The organism is Mesorhizobium sp. Arg314, assembly GCF_053714275.1.
Genome location: NZ_JBSKBP010000012.1, coordinates 35,230 through 54,032, shown reverse-complemented (window position 1 = coordinate 54,032; position 18,803 = coordinate 35,230). Strand labels below are relative to the sequence as shown.

The following is an 18,803-nucleotide window of genomic DNA, read 5'->3' as shown; positions in this document are numbered from 1 at the left end:
GGCGGCGTTCGATGCTTACCGCCGGTCCATGTCGCGCTTGAACTGGTCGAAGATCGTCCCGACGTTCTTTTCATATTCATCGCGCTGCTGCGCGCCGGTCTCGAACATCTTGCCGAAAATGTCGTCGAACGGGTTTCGCGGCCGGCCGCTCGGGTTGGGCTGCGGCTGTTGCGGCGCGCTCTGCTGCGGTTGGCGCTGTTGCGGCTGCGGCGCCGGCTGTCCGCCGGGCAGGCCGAAACCGCCGCCGCCCTGGCGCAGCATCTCCTCGAAGATCTTGCCGAGCGGGTTGTCGCCATAGGGGCTTTGCGTCGGTTGCGGCTGCGTCTGCTGCGGCGCGCCGCCGCCGAACATATCCTGCAGCACCTTGCCGAGCGGATTTTCGCCGTAAGGATTGGGCGCTTGCTGGGGCTGGCTTTGCGGCTGCGGCGCGCCGCCGCCGAACATGTCCTGCAGCATCTTGCCGAGCGGGTTCTCGCCATAGGGATTGGGCGCCGGCTGCGGCGCCTGGCGCGTCTGCGGCGTCGGCGTGAGGCCGCCCTGCCGCATCATCTGCTCGATGATTTCGCCGAGCGGATTGCCGCCGCCACCGAAACCGCCGGCGGCCTGCATCTGCCCCCCAGTCAGTTGATTATTGGTCTGCTTGAACAGCCCGCCCATCATCATCGAGGCCATGGCCGGCAGCATCTGTTGCAGCACCTGCTGGCTCAGTCCGGTCGCCTGAGCGGCCTGGCTTGCCACGGCGCGCGAGAGGTCCTTCGAGCCGAACAGATGGCCGAGAATGCCGTTGCCCTCATCGATGCCTTGCGGCGAAAAGGCCCTCGTGGCGTCCTCGAAATACTTGGCGTGCTGGCCGCTCGCCATCGCCGTCATGAAGGCGCCCATCCCGTAAGGATCGGCGGTATTGCGCTGCAGCCCTTGCGAGAAGGCGGGTAGCAGCGCCTGGACCGCGGCCTGCGTCTGCTGCATCGAAAGCCCGTATTGCTGGGCCAGCGCCTGCATGCCGGCGCCGTTCTGGGCCTGGGTGAAAATGTCGAACAGGGAAGGCATAGGGGTCTCCTCCGGCGATGTCCTCGTGGAGGGGAGCCTAGCGCATGACCCCGAAAATCGGAATCGATTTTCGGAGAGGATCATGCGCCAAAGCAAAAGCTACTTTCCATCATGGATTGAAGCGGCTTTTGCGGACCAACCGCCAGGCGGATGCCGCCAGGTTAATAGGCATATTCCATGAACACCGGCTCGATCGAGCCGCCCCAGCGCGTGTGATAGGCCGACAGCATCTCCTCGGCGCTGGTGGTGCCGCGCGCCACGACCTCGTCAAGCGTGTTGAGGAACGACGTCTCGTCATAACCGTCGCGGTTCTTCTTGCAGCGGTTCTTCAGCCCCGTGCGCGAGATGGCGAGCACGTCGCGGGCGACGTCGCGCAAGGTGGCGTTGCGGAACGGCGCCGCGATGCCTTGCTCCGGCACGGCGTCGCGCATCGCCAGCGCCTCTTCGTAGGTCCAACTCGCGGTCAGCGCCTCGGCGGCGTCCAGCGCCTGCTCGTCATAAAGCAACCCGACCCAGAAGGCCGGCAGGGCGCAGATGCGCCGCCACGGCCCGCCGTCGGCACCGCGCATCTCAAGGAAGCGCTTCAACCGCACGTCGGGGAACAAGGTCGAAAGATGATTTGCCCAGTCGCCCATCGTCGGCAGGCCATCAGGTACTTCACTGCGAGCAGCACCCGCCATGAACTGGCGGAAGGTGATGTGCGTCATGTCGTGATAGTGGCCGTCGCGGATGACGAAATACATCGGCACGTCGAGCGCCCATTCGACATAGTCGGCGAAACCGAAATTCGGTGAGAAGCAGAATTCGAGCATGCCGGAGCGCTGGTTGTCGGTATCGCGCCAGATGTCGCCGCGCCAGCTCTGCAGCCCGTTCGGCCGGCTCTCGGTGAAGGGCGAGTTGGCAAACAGCGCCGTCGACAGCGGCTGCAGCTTCAGCGACACCTGCATCTTGCGGCGCATGTCGGTCTCGCTCTCGAAGTCGAGGTTCACCTGGATCGTGCAGGTGCGGTACATCATGTCGAGGCCCTTGGTGCCGACCTTCGGCATGTAGCGCGTCATGATCTCGTAGCGCGACTTCGGCATTTTCGGTGTGTCGGCCAGCGACCATTTCGGGCTGCCGCCAAGGCCGAGGAAGCGGATGCCGAGCGGCTCGGCGATCTCGCGCACCTGCGCCAGATGCGCGTTGCCCTCGCGGCAGGTCTGATGGATCGACTCCAGCGGCGCGCCGGAAAGCTCAAACTGGCCGCCGGGCTCCAGCGAGATCGCGCCCTGGCCCGTCGGCTCGACGAGGCCGATGATGCGGCCGGCATCCATGATCGGATCCCAGCCGAGCTTTTCCTGCATGCCTTCGAGGATGGCGCGGATGCCGCGCTCGCCGCCATAGGGCACCGGCGCGTTGCCGTCGACATAGAAGGGGAACTTCTCGTGCTCGGTGCCGATGCGCCATTTGTCGCGTGGCTTATTGCCTTCAGCCAGGTAGCCGACGAGTTCGTCGACGCCTTCGATCGGCCGGAAATCGGTTGTGTCGCGCGCCATGAAGCCCCTCCGAGCGCATTGCCCCGGAAATCGGCATCGATTTCCTCAAGGCGTCCTGCACAGATACGTAAATGTTACAGCGCCCTTCGTGCCTCGAAAAGCATGCTCGGAGCTGCAGGGGCCGGACGGCCGCCGGCGCTAGATGGACGAAATGTCAGGAGCCGATCAAGCAAAAAATCCTGAGCCAGGCCTCAACAGGATTTGATCACCAGTCGCCGATCGTCGCCTGGATCGCGGCCAGCGCCGCCACTGCCGCCGTGTCGGCGCGCAGGATGCGAGGCCCGAGCGGGATGGCGGTGACGTAAGGCAGGGCCCTCAGCATCCTGCGCTCGTCGTCGGAAAAGCCGCCTTCCGGGCCGACCAGCAGCGCCAGCTTCTTTTCCTTGACCGCCTGCAAGGCCGGCAGCGGATTGTTGGTCGAGGCATCCTCGTCGCAGAAGATCAGCCGCCGCTCCTTGTCCCAGTTGGCGAGCAGCCGCTCCAGCTTTTCCGCCTCGCGCACATCAGGCACCGCCAGGATGCCGCATTGCTCAGCCGCTTCGACGACATTGGCGCGCAACCGGTCGATACCGGGCTTTGCCACCTGCGTGTGTTGGGTGACGACCGGTTGCATAATGCCGGCGCCCATCTCGACTGCCTTTTGCACAAGGTAATCGAGCCGGCCTTGCTTGAGTGGTGCGAAGCAGTAGACGAGATCGGGCAGCGGCGGCTGCGGCCGCTGCAATTCCAGCACCCGCAGCCGGACCGCCTTCTTGGACCTGGCGGCGATCGAAGCCGACCATTCGCCGTCGCGTCCGTTGAAAAGCAGGACCGCGGCGCCTTCGCCCAGCCGCAGCACATGGGCGAGATAATGGCTTTGCTGCCGGCCGGCATCGAATTCGAGGCCGGGTCCAAGATCGTCCGGCACGAACAGCCGCTGCATTTTGTAGTTGGCGCGCATGGCCGACCAATGGGCGAGGCTCCCCCTGGCGTCAAGTCGTACGGAAAAGACGACACGCAAAGGTCGGAACCCCAATGCCGGCTTGCCGCACGATCATACAAGCTGAGAGCCGGAAAATTGCGAGGGATCCGAGGGATCAATGAGCAAGATTACACGCGGCAGTTGCCTATGCGGCGCCATTCAGTACGAGTTGCGTGGCGAATTGCGTCCGATCGTTGCCTGTCACTGCAGCCATTGCAGGAAGGCCAGCGGTCATTTCGCGGCAGCCACTCAGGTCGAACAGGCGCAGGCGGCAATTACGGGCGATACATTGCGTTGGTTCAAATCGTCCGAACATGCCGAGCGAGGCTTCTGTTCCGTATGCGGCGGCAACCTGTTCTGGCGCCGATTCGGCAGTCCTTTCATATCTGTCTGGGCCGGGACCATCGACGGCAAGACCGGTCTTAAGATGGAACACCAGCTCTATCCGGAATCGGCCGGCGACTATTATGATCTGCCGGCGGTGCCGATCATGTCGCAATCGGATTTGAAATAACCGCGCTCAGCCCGCCCAGACAGGGCGATATCCGGCGCGGAGCACGGCTACGGTTGTCGGTGGCGTGACCATGACCGGATTGGCCAGTTCCGGCATGTCCAGCCGGATCGCCGGTTGATAGCCGCCGAAGCTCCAAGGCAGCGCTGAACCGTCAAGTAGCGCGTAGGATTTGTTGCCCACGGCGATCATTGTGCCGCCTGGCAGGCTGGCGAGCGCCGCCGGATCGAGCCTTGCCCCTTGTCCGCCCGAGGCCAGCCGCTCTTTGTGCAACCGCTTGTCGACCATCGGCGCGCGCGGCTCGGCAATGCCGAACGCTTCGCCGAAACGACTGACGAAGTCGGTTGCCCGTTCGCGCCGGCAGAAGAAGCAGGGCCGGTGGCCGGCGGCCAAAGCCGTCACCTCGTCGAGGAAGAACAGCTCGGTCCAGCCGGCTTTGCCACCGGGACGATTGCGGCCCATCGGCTCGCGCCGCACATTGCGGAATTGGCAGACGCAGATGATCCAGGCCGGCAAGGCCCAGCGCTTCTTCAAAAGCGTCTTGGTTTCAGGGTCATGGATGATGCCGCGATTGCCGGTGAACAGGCCGCGTTCCGGCACGGCATGGATGGCGCCGAAGGGATCGACCCGGTTCTGCAGTGGCATAGTTTTCTCTCTCGATCCGCATCTTGGCTGAAATACGGACCGCATGGTATCGCTCACCCCAGCGTTTTCATGTCAGCAGGGTTTCGATGCGGGTGCTGGTGGTCCAGAATTTCGACAATGAGGGCCTTGGCCAGATCGGCGCAGCACTTGTGGAAGCCGGCGCCGATATCGACCTGCGCAAGCCCTATCGCGGCGAGACATTGCCCGACGACAGCGCCGAGCACGATGCCATGGTGGTGCTTGGCGGCGCCCAGAACGCGCTCGACGACGACATCTGCCCCTACTTCCCCGCATTGCTCGACCTGACGCGCGATTTCGCCGGCAAGGACCGCTCGGTGCTGGGCATCTGTCTGGGCAGCCAGCTTCTGGCGCGCGCCTTCGGCGGCAGGAACCAGATCGGCGGCGCCACCGAGTTCGGCTGGCACAAGGTGTCGCTGACGCCGGACGCGAAGTCGGACCCGGTGCTGGCGGCGCTGCCCGAAAAATTCCCGATCTTCGAATGGCATGACGACACGTTCGGCCTGCCGGAGAACGCCGTGCGGCTGGCCGGCAGCGCGGTCGCCGAAAACCAGGCCTTCCGCCTCGGCCGCGCCGTCTATGGCTTCCAGTTCCACTTCGAGGCGGATACGCCGATGGTGCGCGACTGGAGCGCTTCGTTCGCGGCAACGATCGCCGAGCGCAATCCCGACTGGAACGACCGGCTCGACGACGAACTGGCCAGCAACGGCCCCGACGCGGACGCAGCCGGCCTGGCGATAGCCCGCGCTTGGGTGGCAACGATCTGACCATCAACCCCTGATCGGCCGAGGCGTGGCATAATTGGCACGCCTCAGCGCTTCCGCCTGGGGAAAACACCTTTCATCCTTGGTTTGTGTCCGGCCGCTCGCCTAGAGAGCCGTTCCAGGAAAAGTGCGAAGCGGTTTTCCGTCCGGAATTGCGTCAGGGCAAGAGAAAGAGGGCGCGCCTTGTATCGTCGGTGCAACCGCCATGAACCTTTTGTGTGATCCAGCCGACACACCGGCGATACGGAATCTGCTTAGAAGCGCGAAATCGTCGAAACATTGAGACGCATTTTATCGTTTCAACGCATTGGTAACCGCCTCGTGCCCAGATGCAGAAAGCTTAACCAGAGATGACGTCCGTGAAAGCAGCTCTCCTGTCTTTTGTCATGCTGTCTGCCATCGTGCTCTGCGGCCTGGGTATCTATGCCGCCGATGCAGCGACCAACCACCGGGCCGTCGACGGCTACGGCGTCACAGCCTCGCTCGATTGAGTCTCAATAAAATCGGAAGCGCGGCTGCGCCAGGATCGCGCCTTCTAAAGCGCTTTCCCCTGGACGGTCAGGATGCGTTTGTCGCCGCCGGTGACGGCAAGCGCGCTCAGCGTTCCAGATTTCCAGGCAAGCGTGTCGACATTGACGCGGTTGGCCATGACCTCGGCTTCCGGGACTGGCGTGTGCCCGTGCACGATCACCTTGGAAAAAAGACCTGAGTGGTCGTGGAAGGCATCGCGGATCCAGATCAGGTCTTGCTGGTTCTGGTGGTCGAGCGGCACGCCCGGTCTTATCCCGGCATGGCAGAAGAAGAAGTCGCCGAAGGTCACCGAGAACGTCAGTGAGCGCAGGAAGTCGACATGGCTTGGCGGCACCGCCTTCACCAGGGCCATATGTCCCCGCGCGATGGCCTCCGCCTTGCCGAACCAATGCATGTCCCGCGTAAGATCCACGCCGTAGGACTGCGCCGTCTGGACGCCGCCATAATTCATGAACAAGCCGTCCGGCTCGGCATCGGCAAGGAATTCGAGCATGCCGATATCGTGGTTGCCGGCGAGCATGATGTTGCGCGGATCGCGCTTTTTGGCCTCGATCAGGAAATCGATGACGCTTTTGGACTCCGGTCCGCGGTCGACATAGTCGCCGAGATGGATGATGCGCCAGTCGGACGCGGGCGCATATTCCAGCTCGCTCTCGATATGCCGATGCATGGCGGCGAGCAGGTCGTGGCGCCCATGCACGTCGCCAATGGCATAGAGCCGCATGCCGTCCGGCCCGCGCGCGTCGAGATAGTGGATGCCGGTCTCGGTCAAGGAACCTGTCTTTTCGTGTTGCCGGTCTTTTCGTGTTGATCGTCGGGGCAAGCTAGGACCAATCGATGAACAACGCCCTAGCGATGGCGCTGATCCTTGCCCATGAGGCGACAAGGCGCTAGCCGCGCCTAGCGATGGCGCTGATCCTTGCCCATGTCGGCGACCAGGCGCTAGCCGCGCCTAGCGAGGCGCTGATCCTCGGCCATGTCGGCGACCAGGCGCTAGCTGCGCCTAGCGACGCAGCTGCTCCTTGCCCATGTCGGTGACGAGACGCTTGCCGCACAATGCCAGCGTGATGTCCATTTCCTTGCGGATGATTTCGAGCGCCTTGGTGACGCCGTCCTTGCCCATCGCGCCGAGGCCATAGAGGAAGGGCCTGCCGATATAGGTGCCCTTGGCGCCGAGGCAGAGCGCCTTGAGCACGTCCTGGCCGGAGCGGATGCCGCCGTCCATATGGACTTCGATCCTGTCGCCGACCGCCTCGGCGATTTCTTCCAGCACCGAGATCGAGGAGGCGGCGCCATCGAGTTGCCGCCCGCCATGGTTTGAAACGATGATCGCGTCGGCGCCGGTCTGCGCTGCCATCAGCGCATCTTCCTTGTCGAGAATGCCCTTCAGGATCAGCTTTCCGCCCCAACGCTCCTTGATCCAGGCGACATCCTTCCACGACAGCTGCGGATCGAACTGCTCCGTCGTCCAGGACGACAGCGAAGAAACGTCGCCGACACCCTTGGCGTGGCCGACAATGTTGCGGAAGGTGCGGCGCTTGGTGCAGGCTATGCCGAGGCACCAGCGCGGCTTGAGGGCGAGGTCGACGATGTTGGCAAGCGTCATCTTGGGCGGCGCCGAGAGACCGTTGCGCACATCCTTGTGGCGCTGTCCCAGGATCTGCAGGTCGAGTGTAAGCACCAGCGCGGAGCATTTCGCCGCCTTGGCCCGGTCGATCAGGTCGAGCACGAAATCCTTGTCGCGCAGCACATAAAGCTGGAACCAGAACGGCTTCTTGGTGACCGAGGCGACATCTTCGATCGAGCAGATGCTCATGGTCGAGAGCGTGAACGGCACCCCGAACTCTTCAGCCGCCTGTGCCGCCAGCATCTCGCCATCGGCATGCTGCATGCCGGTAAGCCCGGTCGGTGCGAGCGCCACCGGCATCGCCACCTTCTGGCCGATCATGGTCGATTCCAGCGAACGGTTGCTCATGTCGACCAGCACGCGCTGGCGGAATTTTATCTTGGCGAAGTCCTCTTCGTTCGCCCGGTAGGTGCTCTCGGTCCAGGCGCCGGAATCGGCATAGTCGAAAAACATCTTCGGCACCTTGCGGCGTGCCAGGTCCTTGAGGTCGGCGATGGTAAGGATTTCGCTCATGATGGGTTCCCCGCTGATGGCTAGGAGCGTTTGGGTGTGGGTTCGATATCGCCGGCGTCCGAGCGTTGTTTGAGGCGCAACCTGGACACACGCTGCCAGTCGCCGCTGCGCTCGGCTTCCGCCATCGAGCGCTCGACATAAGTGATGTGGTCCATCGCCGCCTTGCGTGCCGAGATGGGATCGCCTTCCTTGATCGCGGCGTGGATTGCGCGGTGCTGCTGCAACAGCGCCTCGCGCGCTCCGGGCACGCCGAACACCAGAAGCCTGTTCTGGAACACGCCTTCCGACAGCAGCCGGTAGCAGGAGCGCAGCGTGTGCAGAAGGATGATGTTGTGCGCGCATTCGCAGACGGCGTGGTGAAATTCGACGTCGATTTCCGCCTCGTCGTCGAAGTCGCCGGTCCGGTGCGCCTCGTCCATGCGCGCCATGATGCGGTCGAGCAGCGCGAGATCCTCCGGCGTCGCCCGCCGCGCCGCGTATTCGGCCGCCACCGCCTCGATCTCGCGCCGGTACTCCAGATAGTCGGTCACCGCCTTGCGGTGCGTGGAGATGAGGTCCGTTACCGGCTTGGTGAAGAGCTGGCCGATGACGTCGGCGACATGCGTGCCGCCACCGGCCTTGGTCGTCAGCAGGCCGCGCCCCTCCATTGCCTTCAGCGCGTCGCGCAGGATCGGCCGCGACACGTCGAACTGGCGCGCCAGCTCGCGCTCGCCCGGCAGCCGGTCGCCGGTGCGCAGCACGCCTTCGAGGATCAGGCTCTCGATCTGCTGCACCACCTCGTCGGCGGTGCGCGAATGCTCGATCCTGGAGAAAATGTCGCTCAAGAGAGGTGCCTGGAGAACGGAACGGATGTCGTCCAGATTAAAGCGTCTGGCGCCAACTGGTCAAATTATTTATCCAATTCGTCGGATCCATTCAATTCCGGAGCCGCGCGGTTTCATCGGCGCCTGCTAAAATTTGCTGTTTACGCGCCTTGTCGATTGCCGCAAGACCACCGGGTTGCACGAAGGGTCGAAACCAGGGGGACCAGCCGTGTCGGACGAGGCGTCCAATCTCGAATTCCAGCCGCGCGCCCAGGGCAGCGTGATGGGCTTTCCGGCGTATGAGGGGCGGCCAGGCGCATTGGGCGAGGTCCACGCCCGTCCGCATCCGCTGGTCGACAAGCCGCGCGTGCTCGTCCAGCTTTCCTTCATGACCGAGGGCGGCTCCAGCGTCGACCATGCCGTGCTCTCGGAATTGTCGCGGCGGCTGGGCATCGCCGCGCCCGACCGTTCCGCGCGCCATCATGCCATGAAATGGGGCAAGGGCACGCTGCGCTGGGAACGACATACGGAATTCTCGACCTATCTCTGGGAAGGGCCGCTGGCGGAGAACAGCCGGGGGCAGGAGGATTCGCCCTTCGGCAATGGCTTCTCGCCACCAGGCACGGTGATTTCCGGCATCCGGCTCGAAATCCGCAAATGGACGCAGGCGAGCGAAAAGCTGATCGCCGGCTTCGACCCGACCAGCCTGTGCCATTCGCTGGTCGGGCGCGGCGCCGCCGCCATCATCACCGATTTCCGGCAGGACGGCGACGGCCTGACCCGCATGCTGGTGCTCGATCGCGGCCTGACGCCGGCCAGCACCGGCGCCCTGTCGCAGCGGCTGATCGACATTGAAACCTATCGGACGCTCGCGATGCTCGGGCTGCCGCTGGCGTTGACGCTGTCCGGCCGCGCCCGTCGCATCGAGGATCGCCTGGCGCAGACCACGCTGGAAATGAAGGCGGTCGAAACCCGCGACAGCCAGACCTTGCTCGCCGATCTCACCGAACTCGCCGCCGAGCTGGAGGCCGACGCCGCGTCAAGCCTCTACCGTTTCGGCGCCAGCCGCGCCTATGACGGCATCGTCACCGAAAGGCTCGAGGCGCTGGATGAAGAGCCGGTGCAGGGTTTTGATACCTGGGCGGGCTTCCTGCTGCGGCGCATGGCGCCGGCCATGCGCACCTGCCGCTCGGTCGAGGAGCGCCAGGCCAACCTGTCGCGAAAACTCACCCGCGCCACCACGCTTCTGCGCACCTGGGTCGATGTCGATGTCGAGAAGCAGAACCGCGACCTGCTTGCTTCGATGAACAACCGCGCCCGGCTGCAACTGCGCCTGCAGCAGACCGTCGAAGGCCTGTCGGTGGCCGCCGTGTCCTATTATGTCGTCGGCCTCATCGGCTATGTCGCCAAGGGCGCTTCGGTCTTCGGTCATGCTTTCGCGCCCGAAGTCGTCACCGCGGCGTCTGTGCCTGTCGCCATCCTGCTCGTCTGGTGGGGCGTCCGGCGCGTGCGGAAGATGCATTCCGAGCCGGCGAAGCATCCGGGCGAATAATCTCCCCCCTTGAAGGGGTGGATGTCGCCGGAGGCGACAGAGGGGGTCGCGTCGCGTGGAGCGCCAACGCCTTCCTCGACGACAGAAGACGTCGGCGATGTACGTGAGACGACCCCCTCTGGCCGCCTCGCTGCCATCTCCCCCTCAAGGGCCCTTGCGGGGGAGAACGCCAGCGGCAGATTGCCGCTGCGGAAACTCGCGGTTGCGTTCGTCGCTGGATGCGACCAAAGCAGCGTTTGCAACAGATGCGTCAAGCTGGTAAAAGATTTTGACCAGTCAAGCGAGATGAGGTCCGCCCCGATGTCCGGCCTAGCCATGCCCAAGCCAGTCGCCGAAACGCTGCGCCGCCGCGCCGAGATCGTCGCCGACATGCGCATCATCGTGCCGGGCGAGGGGGTCGTCGACACGGCCACTGAAATGCGCGCCTTCGAGAGCGACGGCCTCACCGCTTATCGGCAGCTGCCGCTGGTCGTGGTGCTGCCGGAAACGGTGGCGCAGGTCTCGCGGGTCTTGAAGTACTGCAACGAGCGCAACATCCGCGTCGTGCCGCGCGGCTCCGGCACTTCGTTGTCCGGGGGCGCGCTGCCGCTGGAAGATGCGGTGCTTCTGGTGATGAGCCGCTTCAACCGCATCCTCGCGATCGACTACCCGAACCGCATCGTCGTCGCCCAGCCGGGCGTCACCAATCTCGGCATCACCACCGCCGTCGAGCAGGAGGGCTTTTATTACGCCCCCGATCCATCCTCCCAGATCGCCTGCTCGATCGGCGGCAATGTCGCGGAGAATTCCGGCGGCGTGCACTGCCTGAAATACGGGCTTACCGCCAACAATGTGCTGGGCATCGAGATGGTGCTGATGAATGGCGAGGTGGTGCGCCTCGGCGGCGGCCATCTCGACCAGGAGGGCTACGACCTGCTCGGCGTCATGATCGGGTCCGAAGGCCTGCTCGGCGTCGTCACCGAGGTCACGGTGCGCATCCTGAAGAAACCGGAGACGGCGCGTGCGCTCTTGATCGGGTTCCCGACGAGCGAAGAGGGCGGCCAATGCGTCGCCGACATCATCGGCGCCGGCATCATCCCGGGCGGCATGGAGATGATGGACCGCCCGGCGATCCACGCCGCGGAAGATTTCGTCCATGCCGGCTATCCGCTCGACGTTGAGGCGCTGCTGATCGTCGAGCTCGACGGACCGGGCGTCGAGGTCGACCATTTGATCGGCCTCGTCGAGGCGATCGCCTACAAGAACGGCTCGACCACCTGCCGCATCTCGCAGTCGGAGCAGGAGCGGCTGAGCTTCTGGGCCGGACGCAAGGCGGCCTTCCCGGCGGTCGGCCGCATCTCGCCCGACTATTATTGCATGGACGGCACCATCCCGCGCAAGGAACTGCCGCGCGTGCTCGCCGGCATGCGTGACCTCTCGGAGAAGTATGGCCTCGGCGTCGCCAACGTCTTCCATGCCGGCGACGGCAATCTGCACCCGCTGATCCTCTACGACGCGAACGTGCCGGGCGAGCTCGACAAGGCCGAAAGTTTCGGCGCCGACATTTTGCGCCTGTGTGTCCAGGTCGGCGGGGTTCTGACCGGCGAGCATGGCGTCGGCGTCGAAAAGCGCGACCTGATGCCGGAGATGTTCAACCAGATCGACCTCGACCAGCAGATGCGCGTCAAATGCGCTTTCGACCCGAACCATTTGCTCAACCCCGGCAAGGTGTTCCCGCAGTTGCGCCGCTGCGCCGAGCTGGGGCGCATGCATGTGCACAGGGGGCAGGTGGCGTTTCCGGATATTCCGAGGTTTTGAGTGGCTACGTTGGCGCTTGAACACCCCCCTCTGTCCTGCCGGACATCTCCCCCGCAAGGGGGGAGATTGGATATCGCGCAGGCTTTCGCCAATCTTCAACGTTGGCAGGAAGGCGGGGCGCTGATGCTGCTAATCTCCCCCCTTGTGGGGGAGATGTCCGGCAGGACAGAGGGGGGCGCGAAGGAACTCGGCCCGTCTCGGGCTTCGCCCGAGCCACCTCTCCCCCGCTTTGCGGGGGCGAGGAAGGGCGCGCACTTATGACCACCTTCACCCCCTCAACCGCCACCGAAGTCCTCTCCATCGTCCAATGGGCGGCGGCGGAGGAAACACCGCTGGAAATCCTCGGCCATGGCTCCAAGCGCGGCATAGGCCGTCCGCTACAGACCGAGCACACGCTCGACCTATCCAAGCTCGCCGGCGTCACCCTCTACGAGCCGGCCGAGCTGGTGCTGTCGGCAAGAGCGGGCACGCCGCTCGTCGAAATCGAGAAGCTGCTTGCCCAAAACGGCCAGCAATTCGCCTTCGAGCCGATGGATTACGGCCCGCTCTTGGGCGGCGAACCGGGCAAGGGCACCATCGGCGGTGTGCTGGCCTCGAACCTGTCCGGTCCGCGCCGGCTGAAGGCAGGTGCGGCGCGCGACCATATCCTTGGCGTCGCCGCCGTCTCCGGCCGTGGCGAGGCCTTCAAGTCCGGCGGCCGCGTGGTCAAGAACGTCACCGGCTACGACCTCTCCAAACTGATGGCCAACAGCTGGGGCACGCTGGCCGTTCTGACCGATATCACCTTCAAGGTCCTCCCCGCGGCCGAAACCGAGGTGACCTTGGCCATTCGCGGCCTGCTCGACGATACCGCTGTCGCCGCCATGGCGCTGGCGCTGGGTTCCAGCGCCGAAATCTCAAGCGCCGCGCATCTGCCGGAGCGGATCGCCGCGCGCGTCGCGGCCGGCCGCCTGGGCAGCGATGCCGCGACGCTGCTGCGCGTCGAGGGCTTTGGTCCATCGGTCGCCTATCGCGTCGAGGCGCTCAAGCAACTGCTCGGCAAGGCCGGTCCGCTGGAAGAGATCGCGGGCGAGGCTTCGAAGGCCATATGGCGCGGCATTCGCGATTGCATCCCCTTCGCCGATGGCGGCGTGCGGCCGGTCTGGCGCGTCTCGATGGCGCCGTCGCAGGCGCATCACATGGTGATGGCGCTGCGCATGCAGGCGGCGGTCGACGCCTTCTATGACTGGCAGGGTGGGCTGGTATGGCTCTCGATGCGCGAGGACGACCCCGAGGCCGCGCTGCTGCGCGGATTGATACGAAAGCATGGCGGCGGCCACGCGACGCTGGTGCGCGCCTCGCCCTCGCATCGCGCGGCGCTGCCGGTGTTCGAACCGCAGCCGCCGCATCTGGCGGCGCTGTCGGCGCGGCTCAAGGCCGAGTTCGACCCCAAGCACATTCTCAACCCTGGCCGCATGGCTCCGGGTGCCGGCTCTGCTACTCTCCCCCGATCAACGGAGGGAGCAATATCATGAGCAACACCGATCCAGGACCGCGCCAGACCGATCGCTGGCTGGAGCCGGGCCAGACCAACGCCTTGGTCATCTACATTCTCTACCTTGCCAGTCTCGTCATCGGCGTCACCGGCATTGTCGGCATCGTGCTTGCCTACATCAATCGCGGCAAGGCGGGCGGCTTCGTCGAAAGCCACTATACATTCCTGGTCAGGACGTTCTGGATCGGCCTTCTCTACGCGCTGATATGCGTGGTCCTGATGATGCTCGTGATCGGTTTCCTGCTGATGTTTGCGGTGGCCGTCTGGTTCATCGTCCGCTGCATTCTCGGGCTGCAGGCGCTGCAGCGCGGCGAGCCGGTCAAGAACCCGCAAAGCTGGTTTCTGGGACAGTAAGGATTTTGCGTGCAGACCAATTTCTCCCTTGCCCAGCTCGCCGACCCGCATGTCGCGGAATCGGAAAAGATCCTGCGCAAATGCGTGCATTGCGGCTTCTGCACCGCCACCTGCCCGACCTATGTCACTTTAGGCAACGAGTTGGATTCACCGCGCGGCCGCATCTACCTCATCAAGGACATGCTGGAGAACGGCCGGCCAGCGGACAAGGAGATCGTCACCCATATCGATCGCTGCCTGTCCTGCCTTGCCTGCATGACGACATGCCCCTCTGGCGTGAACTACATGCACCTAGTCGATCATGCCCGCGCCCATATCGAGCAGAGCTACAAGCGGCCGCTGCTCGACCGCCTGACGCGCGCCATGCTGGCTTTCGTGCTGCCTTACCCAAGCCGTTTCCGCGCCGCGCTGAAACTGGCCGGGCTTGGCCGGGCGTGCATCGGCCTGTTCGAGAAACTGCCGGCGTTGAAGCCGGTCGCGGCCATGCTGAAGCTCGCGCCCTCGTCGATCCCGCCGGCATCGCCGATGGCTTCGCCCGGCACGCATGCCGGGCAGGGGACCAAAAAACGCGGCCGTGTCGCCATCCTCACCGGCTGCGCGCAGTCTGTGCTTGATCCGGCGATCAACGAAACGACCATCTCCCTGCTGACAAGGCTGGGTGTCGAGGTCGTCGTTCCGGAAGGCGAGGGCTGCTGCGGCGCGCTCGTCCATCATATGGGGCGGGAAGAGGCGGCGCTTGCCTCGGCCAGTGAGAATATCGACGCCTGGACGCGCGCCATCGAGAAGGGCGGGCTCGACGCCATCGTCATCACCGCGTCGGGCTGCGGCACGACGATCAAGGACTATGGCTTCATGCTGCGCCTCGATCCCGCCTATGCCGAAAAGGCCGCGCGGGTGTCGGCTCTTGCCAAGGACATCACCGAATATCTGGCAAGCCTCGACCTGCCCGAGCCGGTGCGCAAGCCGGGCACGATCGTCGCCTACCATTCGGCCTGCTCGATGCAGTATGGCCAGAAAATTACCCGCCAGCCGAAGGAGCTTCTGGCCAAGGCGGGCTTCGTCGTGCGCGAGCCGCGCGAGGGTCATCTGTGCTGCGGCTCCGCCGGCACCTACAACATCCTGCAGCCGGAGATTTCAGCCAGGCTGCGCGACCGCAAGGTGAAGAACATCGAGGCCACCGGGGCCGAGATCGTAGCGACCGGCAACATCGGTTGCATCACGCAGATCGCATCCGCCGCGAAGCTGCCGGTGGTGCATACGATCAAGCTGCTCGACTGGGCCTATGGCGGCCCGAAGCCGGAGGGCGTTTCCGACGCCAAGCTGATGGCGACAGGGTGACGCTCAGGCGTAGTGACCAAGGTAGTTGCTCCAGGTTTCGAGTTCGCCAAACACTCTTCCGAGTGCTGGCGCTGCCCCTCACCTGCCTGCCGGCGTCCTCTCCCCGTATAGTGACGGGGAGAGGACGCTCTCATCGCCGCTTTCGCTAATCATCAACGTAGCAGGACAGGCGCCGTCGTTGCGGTCAGCCCCTTCTCCCAGTCACTATACGGGGGAGAAGTGCCCGGCAGGGCGATGAGGGGCGGCGCCGGCTTCGACAGTTGGCGCCTCAGCAAAAAACTGGTTGAAGCAATAGCCTTGCCGTGCTGGTCTTTATTCCGCCGCGATCTGATCCGCCACGCCGTAGGTCGCGCGGTAGAGCGCGCGCTGGCGGCTGAGCGCCACCATCGTGTTGCGCAGCAGGATCGCCACCGTGAGCGGGCCAACGCCGCCCGGCACCGGCGTGATCCAGGACGCCACTTCCTTGACGCTGTCGGTGTCGACGTCGCCGACGATGCGGCTTTCGCCGTCGGGGCCGATCTCCGAATTGATGCCGATGTCGATGACGGCGGCACCCGGCTTCACCATGTCGGCCTTGATCAGCCGCGGCTTGCCGACGGCGACGAACAGCGCGTCGGCGCGCCGCGCATGCGCCGCCAGCGAGCGCGTCATGTGGTGGCACACCGTCACCGTCGCGCCCTCGCTCATCAACAGGAAGGCGATCGGCTTGCCGACGATCTCGGAATGGCCGACGACGACCACTTCGAGCCCCTTGAGCTCGAGGCCGGTCTCCTTCAGCAGCTCGACCGAGGCGGCCGCCGTGCAGGGCGCCAGATCGAGCTGGTTGTAGACGATGTTGCCGATCGAGGCCGGGTGCATGCCTTCGACGTCCTTCAGCGGATGCACCGCCGCCTGCAGCGTCTTGATCGGGATATGCGCCGGCACCGGCCGCTGGATGATGATGCCGGTGACGCGCGGATCGGCGTTGAGGCCATGGATCGCGGCTTCCAATTCACCGGCGGTGATGTCGGCGCCAAAGCGCCGCTCCTCGAAGCCGATGCCGGCGAGTGCGGCCTTGGCGCGCTGGTTGCGCACATAGACATCGACCGCATCGGTATCGCCGACGGTGATCGAGACCAGTTTCGGCGGAAAGCCTTCCGCGGTGGCAATCGCTGCGTCTTCGCGCACCGAAGCGATGATGCGCTGGGCGACCGGGCCACCTTTCAGGTAGCGGCTGTCGTCGGTCCGGGTCATGGCTGGCACCTTTTGCCTTCTGGAGCAATTCGCGGAAAAGCGCGCTGGCGGCTTTGCGTCTGGAATTGCCTAACAACTGAGATTTGTGCACTGCAATAGCAGAGGCGCGCCGGGAAATCAGCCCCGGAAGCGAAACGCCCTGCTTTCGGGACGACTTGCCGCGCCATGCATCAAACAAAAAACTCAAAAACGAAAAAGGCAGCGCGGTTTCCCTGCGCTGCCTTCTCGTGACCGACCGTATCCCCACACGGCCCGTCCCCCGTAAACTCTTCACCGGTTTAAGCACATCCCGCGGGATTGCACTATGACTTGGCGGCAACAGCATGAGATTAAAAAATGCTACGCCGTCTGACCGGCTGATTCGCTGCGCGACTATATCACCTCGACCGTGGTTCCGACATTCACGCGCTCGTAGAGGTCGACGACATCTTCGTTGCGCATGCGGATGCAGCCGGAAGACACCGAGCCGCCGATCGTCCAGGGCTGGTTGGTGCCGTGGATGCGGTATTCTGTGGCGCCGAGATAAAGCGCGCGCGCGCCGAGCGGGTTCTCGATGCCGCCGGCCAGATAGGTCGGCAGATAACGGCCCTTGGCCGCCTCGCGCTTGATCATCTGCGCCGGCGGGCGCCAATCCGGCCACTCGCGCTTGTTGGTGATCTTGTGCGTGCCCGACCATTCGAAGCCCGGCTTGCCGGTGCCGACGCCGTAGCGACGCGCCTTGCCGTTCTTCTCGATCAGGAAGAGGAAATTCTGGTGGGTGTCGATGACGATGGTGCCCGGCTTCTGCGGACCGTCATAAGCGACTTCCTGCGGCAAATAGATCGGGTCAATCTGCGGGCGCATCACCATGCGTTTGGCCGGCTGCTGCACGGCCGCCGTGCGCTGCTGGTCGGGCTGCGCCTGGAACAGCCGGCGCAGTGGCTGCTGCGTTGCTTGCCGGGTCGGGCGCACGATGCCCGGCGCATGGCCAAGCTGCAGCACCCAGGGCGCCGAAAGGTCAGGGCTCACCATCACCGGCGGCATGTCGGCATAGCGGTCATTGGCGAGCGTGGTCTTGGCGCCGGCGGCAAAAATGGCCGCAGCACCTAGCAGGGAACAAAACGCTGTCTTCATCGGAACGCACCTTGATCGTCGACCTCATCCGGGGCGGAAAGGGCGGCCCTCGGTTTCGCGATCCTTGGCGCGGAGCGGCAAGCAAAACATGAATCGGAATGCGTAAAATGCGGAACTGTCAGTAAACCTTTTGGTGTGGTTACCGGCCGGTTCAGGAATCTGGTAAAGCCACGGTAAACTTGGCGCTGACGCGCATTAACGAATGGATCTGCTCACGATGGCAACTGAAAATGCCGGCATTCTCGATGGCACCGACGGCAAGGCGCGCTGCTTTTGGCACGGCAACCTGCCGGATTATCTCCGCTACCACGATCATGAATGGGGCCGGCCGGTAACGGATGATCGCAGGCTTTTCGAGAAGATCTGCCTGGAAGGCTTCCAGTCAGGCCTGTCGTGGCTGACCATCCTGCGCAAGCGCGAGAATTTTCGCGATGCCTTTGCCGGTTTCGACTTCGACAAGGTGGCGGCCTTCACCGACGAGGACGTCGAGCGCCTGCTCGGCAATGCCGGCATCATCCGCCATCGCGGCAAGATCGTCTCGACCATCAACAACGCCAGGCGCGCCCGTGAGATGGTCGACGAATTCGGCTCCCTGGCCGCCTGGTTCTGGAAATTCGAGCCGGGTGCGGACGAGCGGCCGTCAGTCGTCGACCTGGCGCATCTGCGCGCCAATCCGACGACGGCCGTGTCGGTCAGAATATCGAAGGAATTGAAGAAGCGCGGCTGGAGCTTTGTCGGCCCCACCACCGTTTATGCCTTCATGCAGGCGATGGGCCTGGTCAACGATCATCTCGAAGGCTGCTACTGCCGCGCCGAGGTGGAAGCCGAGAGGAAGAAGCTGAAGCGGCCGAAATGAGCGCTCTTTTCCTTCTCCCCTTGTGGGAGAAGGTGGCCGAGCGAAGCTCGGGCGGATGAGGGGTGATCCAG

18 protein-coding genes are annotated in these 18,803 nt (G+C 64.3%); 9 read left to right on the top strand and 9 right to left on the bottom strand.

Features of this window, described 5'->3' with window-relative positions; all coding sequences use genetic code 11:
* Nucleotides 1-15: 15 nt before the first annotated feature.
* The 3 genes from ACWGS9_RS15095 to ACWGS9_RS15085 all read right to left on the bottom strand — a co-directional run bounded on the left by ACWGS9_RS15095 (nucleotide 16) and on the right by ACWGS9_RS15085 (nucleotide 3,522).
* A complete protein-coding gene (locus ACWGS9_RS15095) occupies nucleotides 16-1,047 on the bottom strand; it encodes a DUF937 domain-containing protein (RefSeq protein ID WP_454506006.1) in 1,032 nt (343 codons plus the stop codon).
* Nucleotides 1,048-1,208: 161 nt separating this feature from the next.
* Nucleotides 1,209-2,582 carry a glutamate--cysteine ligase gene (locus ACWGS9_RS15090; RefSeq protein ID WP_454506005.1) on the bottom strand — a complete coding sequence of 458 codons (1,374 nt, stop codon included), beginning with the start codon at nucleotides 2,580-2,582 and terminating at the stop codon, nucleotides 1,209-1,211.
* A 205-nt stretch (nucleotides 2,583-2,787) separates the two neighbouring features.
* Entirely contained in the window at nucleotides 2,788-3,522 is a 735-nt protein-coding gene (locus tag ACWGS9_RS15085) for a 16S rRNA (uracil(1498)-N(3))-methyltransferase (protein WP_454506117.1), read from the bottom strand.
* A 139-nt stretch (nucleotides 3,523-3,661) separates the two neighbouring features.
* On the opposite strand from ACWGS9_RS15085, the gene ACWGS9_RS15080 reads away from it, so the two are divergent.
* On the top strand, nucleotides 3,662-4,057 hold the full coding sequence (locus ACWGS9_RS15080; protein WP_454506004.1) for a GFA family protein: 396 nt from the start codon (nucleotides 3,662-3,664) through the stop codon (nucleotides 4,055-4,057).
* Nucleotides 4,058-4,063: 6 nt separating this feature from the next.
* Here ACWGS9_RS15080 and ACWGS9_RS15075 read toward each other — a convergent pair whose 3' ends face one another.
* A complete protein-coding gene (locus tag ACWGS9_RS15075; protein WP_454506003.1) occupies nucleotides 4,064-4,699 on the bottom strand; it encodes a hypothetical protein in 636 nt (211 codons plus the stop codon).
* An 86-nt stretch (nucleotides 4,700-4,785) separates the two neighbouring features.
* Here ACWGS9_RS15075 and ACWGS9_RS15070 point away from each other — a divergent pair, with 86 nt between their 5' ends.
* Nucleotides 4,786-5,484: a type 1 glutamine amidotransferase gene (locus tag ACWGS9_RS15070; protein ID WP_454506002.1), complete on the top strand. Its 699-nt coding sequence runs from the start codon at nucleotides 4,786-4,788 to the stop codon at nucleotides 5,482-5,484.
* Between the two features lie 356 nt (nucleotides 5,485-5,840).
* Entirely contained in the window at nucleotides 5,841-5,972 is a 132-nt protein-coding gene (locus tag ACWGS9_RS15065) for a hypothetical protein (RefSeq protein WP_263498119.1), read from the top strand.
* A 44-nt stretch (nucleotides 5,973-6,016) separates the two neighbouring features.
* On the opposite strand, the gene ACWGS9_RS15060 is transcribed toward ACWGS9_RS15065, so the two are convergent.
* From ACWGS9_RS15060 to ACWGS9_RS15050, 3 genes are all read right to left on the bottom strand, one after another.
* A complete protein-coding gene (locus ACWGS9_RS15060) occupies nucleotides 6,017-6,784 on the bottom strand; it encodes a metallophosphoesterase (RefSeq protein ID WP_454506001.1) in 768 nt (255 codons plus the stop codon).
* A 231-nt stretch (nucleotides 6,785-7,015) separates the two neighbouring features.
* A complete protein-coding gene (locus ACWGS9_RS15055) occupies nucleotides 7,016-8,152 on the bottom strand; it encodes an alpha-hydroxy acid oxidase (protein WP_454506000.1) in 1,137 nt (378 codons plus the stop codon).
* A 20-nt stretch (nucleotides 8,153-8,172) separates the two neighbouring features.
* A complete protein-coding gene (locus tag ACWGS9_RS15050) occupies nucleotides 8,173-8,976 on the bottom strand; it encodes a FadR/GntR family transcriptional regulator (protein WP_454505999.1) in 804 nt (267 codons plus the stop codon).
* A 208-nt stretch (nucleotides 8,977-9,184) separates the two neighbouring features.
* On the opposite strand from ACWGS9_RS15050, the gene ACWGS9_RS15045 reads away from it, so the two are divergent.
* From ACWGS9_RS15045 to glcF, 5 genes are all read left to right on the top strand, one after another.
* On the top strand, nucleotides 9,185-10,507 hold the full coding sequence (locus tag ACWGS9_RS15045) for a DUF3422 family protein (protein ID WP_454505998.1): 1,323 nt from the start codon (nucleotides 9,185-9,187) through the stop codon (nucleotides 10,505-10,507).
* 300 nt (nucleotides 10,508-10,807) lie between these two features.
* Nucleotides 10,808-12,304 carry an FAD-linked oxidase C-terminal domain-containing protein gene (locus ACWGS9_RS15040; RefSeq protein WP_454505997.1) on the top strand — a complete coding sequence of 499 codons (1,497 nt, stop codon included), beginning with the start codon at nucleotides 10,808-10,810 and terminating at the stop codon, nucleotides 12,302-12,304.
* A gap of 257 nt (nucleotides 12,305-12,561) precedes the next feature.
* Nucleotides 12,562-13,818, top strand: coding sequence for a glycolate oxidase subunit GlcE (gene glcE, locus ACWGS9_RS15035; protein WP_454505996.1), 1,257 nt, complete (start codon nucleotides 12,562-12,564; stop codon nucleotides 13,816-13,818).
* A complete protein-coding gene (locus ACWGS9_RS15030; RefSeq protein WP_454505995.1) occupies nucleotides 13,815-14,192 on the top strand; it encodes a DUF4870 family protein in 378 nt (125 codons plus the stop codon). The genes glcE and ACWGS9_RS15030 overlap by 4 nt, the downstream gene beginning before the upstream one ends.
* A gap of 9 nt (nucleotides 14,193-14,201) precedes the next feature.
* Nucleotides 14,202-15,530 carry a glycolate oxidase subunit GlcF gene (gene glcF / locus ACWGS9_RS15025; protein WP_454505994.1) on the top strand — a complete coding sequence of 443 codons (1,329 nt, stop codon included), beginning with the start codon at nucleotides 14,202-14,204 and terminating at the stop codon, nucleotides 15,528-15,530.
* A gap of 312 nt (nucleotides 15,531-15,842) precedes the next feature.
* Here the strand turns inward: glcF and ACWGS9_RS15020 are convergent, their stop codons facing one another.
* Together ACWGS9_RS15020 and ACWGS9_RS15015 are read right to left on the bottom strand one after the other, a co-directional pair.
* On the bottom strand, nucleotides 15,843-16,763 hold the full coding sequence (locus ACWGS9_RS15020; protein ID WP_454505993.1) for a bifunctional 5,10-methylenetetrahydrofolate dehydrogenase/5,10-methenyltetrahydrofolate cyclohydrolase: 921 nt from the start codon (nucleotides 16,761-16,763) through the stop codon (nucleotides 15,843-15,845).
* A gap of 372 nt (nucleotides 16,764-17,135) precedes the next feature.
* On the bottom strand, nucleotides 17,136-17,876 hold the full coding sequence (locus tag ACWGS9_RS15015) for a L,D-transpeptidase (protein ID WP_454505992.1): 741 nt from the start codon (nucleotides 17,874-17,876) through the stop codon (nucleotides 17,136-17,138).
* Between the two features lie 217 nt (nucleotides 17,877-18,093).
* Here ACWGS9_RS15015 and ACWGS9_RS15010 point away from each other — a divergent pair, with 217 nt between their 5' ends.
* On the top strand, nucleotides 18,094-18,732 hold the full coding sequence (locus ACWGS9_RS15010; protein ID WP_454505991.1) for a DNA-3-methyladenine glycosylase I: 639 nt from the start codon (nucleotides 18,094-18,096) through the stop codon (nucleotides 18,730-18,732).
* Nucleotides 18,733-18,803: the final 71 nt, after the last annotated feature.